The sequence below is a fragment of the uncultured Gemella sp. genome, from assembly GCF_963537375.1.
Taxonomy (GTDB): domain Bacteria; phylum Bacillota; class Bacilli; order Staphylococcales; family Gemellaceae; genus Gemella.
This window is the reverse complement of sequence record NZ_CAUTDQ010000072.1, coordinates 1-4,129: the sequence shown is the minus strand read 5'-3', so window position 1 is coordinate 4,129 and position 4,129 is coordinate 1. Positions and strand designations below refer to the sequence as shown.

Annotated in this window: 5 protein-coding genes; all 5 read right to left on the bottom strand. The window is 27.2% G+C overall.

Going from position 1 to position 4,129, the window contains the following annotated elements:
* Window positions 1-191: 191 nt before the first annotated feature.
* Window positions 192-545, bottom strand: coding sequence for a hypothetical protein (locus RYK99_RS08760; protein WP_314991847.1), 354 nt, complete (start codon window positions 543-545; stop codon window positions 192-194).
* Entirely contained in the window at window positions 546-1,145 is a 600-nt protein-coding gene (locus RYK99_RS08755) for a response regulator transcription factor (RefSeq protein ID WP_314407014.1), read from the bottom strand.
* Between the two features lie 15 nt (window positions 1,146-1,160).
* Entirely contained in the window at window positions 1,161-1,829 is a 669-nt protein-coding gene (locus RYK99_RS08750) for a histidine kinase (protein ID WP_314991846.1), read from the bottom strand.
* A gap of 493 nt (window positions 1,830-2,322) precedes the next feature.
* Complete coding sequence (locus RYK99_RS08745) at window positions 2,323-3,063, bottom strand: ABC transporter permease (protein WP_314991845.1); 741 nt, start codon at window positions 3,061-3,063, stop codon at window positions 2,323-2,325.
* Complete coding sequence (locus tag RYK99_RS08740) at window positions 3,063-3,962, bottom strand: ABC transporter ATP-binding protein (protein WP_314991844.1); 900 nt, start codon at window positions 3,960-3,962, stop codon at window positions 3,063-3,065. Before RYK99_RS08740 ends, RYK99_RS08745 begins: the two co-directional genes overlap by 1 nt.
* Between the last annotated feature and the right edge of the window lie 167 nt (window positions 3,963-4,129).

Below are 4,129 nucleotides of genomic sequence, written 5' to 3'. Positions count from 1 at the left end.
TCTAAACTAAATATATATGTGTCCAGAATTCTGGGTACATATCAAAATCGATTTTGTCGAGTCACCCCCGCACAGTTTATTAGATTTCAAAAAAGCTTTTATAAAGCGATTTTTGAAATCAATAAACCACTGCGTCTATGAGTTATCATATCCACTTTTTTAAAAATTTAGGACTGTAAGTTGTTCCTATTTTATTTATTATACGCAATTATCAAGAATATTATTTGGAAAATAATAGAAATAATAAAGAAAAATCCGATATAAATCCCTAGTGCACCAGCGATGATATACAATATAATGTTTATAATAATTAAATAATTTTTTGTAAATTTTATTAATGAGATAACAATATTAAAAATAACTGCTATTAAGAGCATAAAGTAGTGTGGTACTAGGAACGCAAGTAGCAATCCTAAACCAGCACCTGCGCTAGGACTGTCAGAATGATTAATTTTTGATATTGTATAAGTAAAGTATATTAATGTTAGAGCTATATATAATATTGATGAAAGTAATGATAATTTTATAGAAAGTTTTCTTGTCATCTAAAGCCATCCTTCCTCAGTAGATTTTTTTACAGCTTCAGTTCGATTCTTACAGTTTAATTTTGTAAGTATATTAGAAATGTAGTTTCTGATAGTTCCTTCAGATAAAAACAGTTCATTAGCGATTTCTTTATTCGATAATCCTTCTTTAATTTTTAAAAGAATAATTTTTTCTTGATTTGTTAATGGATTGTGACTATTGAAGATATTTTCCATTAGTTCTGGTGAGTACTCTTTGTGTCCTGCTAAGACGTTGTTAATAGTTTTCATAAGCTCATCGATTGAGCGATCTTTTAGTACATAGGCATCTACGTTATTTTTTATGGCGCGTTCAAAATATCCCATACGTTTAAAAGTTGTCACAATAACAACTTTACAATGTATGTTATTGCTACGAATATATTCTAGTACGTCTAATCCGGTTGCTTCAGGCATTTCTACATCAAGTATAGCTACATCGATATCATTAGTAGAAATTAAATCTATAGCTTCTTTTCCATTTTTAGCTTGAAGTACACTTTCAACACTATCTTGCATTGATAGTAATGTTGCCATAGCATCTCGTAACATACTTTGATCTTCAGCGATAAGTAATTTCATATTATCCTCCTGTTTTTATTTCCTAATTGTTACTTTGATAGTTGTAGGTGATTTTTTTGATGTTATATCTATTACCCCATTAACTAGTTTAATTCTTTCTCTTATAGAAGCTAGTTCAGTTCCGTCGATACTTTCAAAACCTCTACCATTATCAGAGATAATAACAGTGTAGTTATTACTAGATTCATTTATTTCAATATTACATTTATTAGCATTACTATGTTTAATAACATTATTTGTTAATTCTTTTAGAACCATGGTAATAGTCCATTCAACTAGTTGAGATGGAGACGTAGTCATATTAGTCTTAATATCTAATGAAATATCAGCCATTGTCATAATATCCGAAATAACTTTTAATTCTTCATTAATACTTCTATGTTTTAATTTATTAATTATAGATCGTGTTTCTGTCATAGAAGCACTACTGATTTCACTAATTTCTTTAAGTTCTTTTCTGGCTGATTCAATATTATTTTTTTCTAAATATTTTTCAGCGAGTTCTGCTTTTAATTTTAGCATTACAAAAGTATGACCGATACTATCATGTAAGTCTCGTCCGATTCTATTTCTTTCATTCTCAGCAAGAAGTAGATTAATATGTTCATTGTGTTTTAAACGTTCATTTTTTAATTTATTTCTTTCGTAACTATATTTTTGTGAAAAATAGGTTATGATACACATAGAACAAAAAATAAATAGGATTATTCGATCACCGATGTTTATAGTAGGGTTTGCAATTATATATAGTGTTAAACAATTTATTGTTATGAAAAAACTAATTGTCCTATAAGTAAAATATTTATCTTGAAAATGCCAAACGAGTAGATTACTTAGATAATAACTAAATAGAATGTTCATTGGATTGAAAACAATAGTTGTATAAGTGATATATCCAGTTAGAATAAACCACTCTATAAAAACAAGAACTTTATTTTTTGTATATAACATTCCTATGTATGATATAATTGCTAAAATAGTTAAGAATAATACATATTTGGGATAACTTCCTTCAATAATATATACGAGTGGAAATATGAAAAATACCAATGTTAAATAAAATATATATTTTCCTTTTAATAAGTTTAATAATTTTTTGTGCATTTCAGTCTCCTTATTCTTTAATAATACCACAATAATATAAGAGTGTGAATAATTTATTCGCACTCCTATGTTATTATTTTGATTCTCGTCTGTTTTTTATTACCAATGTAGCAATTATACATACGACTGAGTAAGTTAGAAGAATTGCTAATGATTTATAAGAGAAAATATCTTCTTTAATATATTTATTAACGAATTCCAATAAATGATATGTAGGTGTCAGTTTTGATATATTTTGTAGCCATTCTGGGAAAAGATAAGTAGGCCACCAAAGTCCACCTAACATAGCAAGTCCTAGGTATAATATATTAGCAAGTAATGAAAGTTTTTCTTCTGATTTAATAAGACTTAGAAGTAATCCCATACCTAAAAATGTAATACTACCGATTAGCATTAGAATAGCCGACATAATCCATTCACGAGCTGTCATATTAACACCTCTAACAATATGCCCGATGACGAACACAGCAACTATTGATATAATAAATGTTATTATTAGACGAATAAAACGAGCAAAGTAGTATTCAGATATTTTTACAGGTGAATTGTTTAAAATATGTAGATAGTTATTTTTCTCATCTTCTTTTATAGAGATAGGAAGAGAAAATAGGGCAAAACTTATACTACTGAATGCAGTCATAGATATTAACATATCTTTTACTGCACGTACCTTTGTTTCAGGATCACCAAATTCCTGCATTCCAGAAAATACTATAAAGAAGATAACTGGAAAGCCTAATCCCATAATAAAATTAGTTAAGTTTCTTTTTATGAATATAAATTCTATTTTTAATAAGTTGGCAAGATTTTTCATTATTTAGCTCCTCCATTATCTTTTGTAGTTACAAAAATACTATCTAATAGTGTTCTATTTTGAATTTCAATTTCTTTAAATGTACAACCAGCTTGTTGTAATATGTTCCATATTTCATCTGGTTTTTTTGTTAAGAAATTAATATTATCTGTTTTTATTTCTAAATTATTTATAATATCATTATCTTTTAATAAATCTAGATATTTTATAGGTAGTGTGAAGTATTTTTCAATTTCCTCAGCACGCATAGCATGTGGAGTAGTATCACGAACTAGTTTTCCTTTATTTAGAACTAAGATTCTATCTGCAGTATGTTCTACTTCTTCGATGTAATGTGAAGAATAAATAATAGTTAGCCCTTTATTTTTTAAGTTATTCACTATTTCCCAAAATCTAATACGTGTTGATGTATCCATTCCAGCTGTTGGTTCATCCAAGAAAATTAATTTTGGTCTTCCTATTAATGTGATAATAAAAGATAATAATCTTTTTTGACCACCAGATAATTTAGAAGCGAAATTATCTTTTTGAGAATCATTAAATCTTAGTAGTTCATCGATTTCTTCATTTGTTAATGGATTCTTATATAATTTTTGAATAAAGCCAAGTAATTCTTTTACTTTTAGTTTTTCAGGAACAACATTTTCCTGAGGAAGTATGTTAAGAAATTCTTTTAGCTTTTGGTTTCCTGGATTTAAAGAATTAATTTTTATTGAACCTGTATTGATAAATTTATTTCCTAATAGACAATTCATTAAAGTAGTTTTACCAGCTCCATTAGGCCCAATTAAAGCAATACATTCACCAGAATTTACTTTAAAAGAAATATCATCTAAGATATTTTTTCCTTTAATTGTTTTTGTTATATTTTTTACTTCTATAATGTTATTTAATGACATTTTGTTCACCTCATCTTTGATAATTAAATTATATCAAAGTAGGAAGTTACCTTTTAGTAGGTAATGTCATGAAGTAATATGACAAATGTCATAAAAAAAGACTTAAGGGGCGATGATCTGACCCCAAAAAGTTAGACTTAGAATAGCGTAGTAGTTATAATGACTGC

What these genes read in the sequence shown, in the direction of transcription:
- RYK99_RS08750 (WP_314991846.1), bottom strand. Translation starts at nt 1,829, where the DNA reads ATGTGTATCATAACCTATTTTTCACAAAAATATAGTTACGAAAGAAAT.
- RYK99_RS08760 (WP_314991847.1), bottom strand. Translation starts at nt 545, where the DNA reads ATGACAAGAAAACTTTCTATAAAATTATCATTACTTTCATCAATATTA.
- RYK99_RS08755 (WP_314407014.1), bottom strand. Translation starts at nt 1,145, where the DNA reads ATGAAATTACTTATCGCTGAAGATCAAAGTATGTTACGAGATGCTATG.
- RYK99_RS08745 (WP_314991845.1), bottom strand. Translation starts at nt 3,063, where the DNA reads ATGAAAAATCTTGCCAACTTATTAAAAATAGAATTTATATTCATAAAA.
- RYK99_RS08740 (WP_314991844.1), bottom strand. Translation starts at nt 3,962, where the DNA reads ATGTCATTAAATAACATTATAGAAGTAAAAAATATAACAAAAACAATT.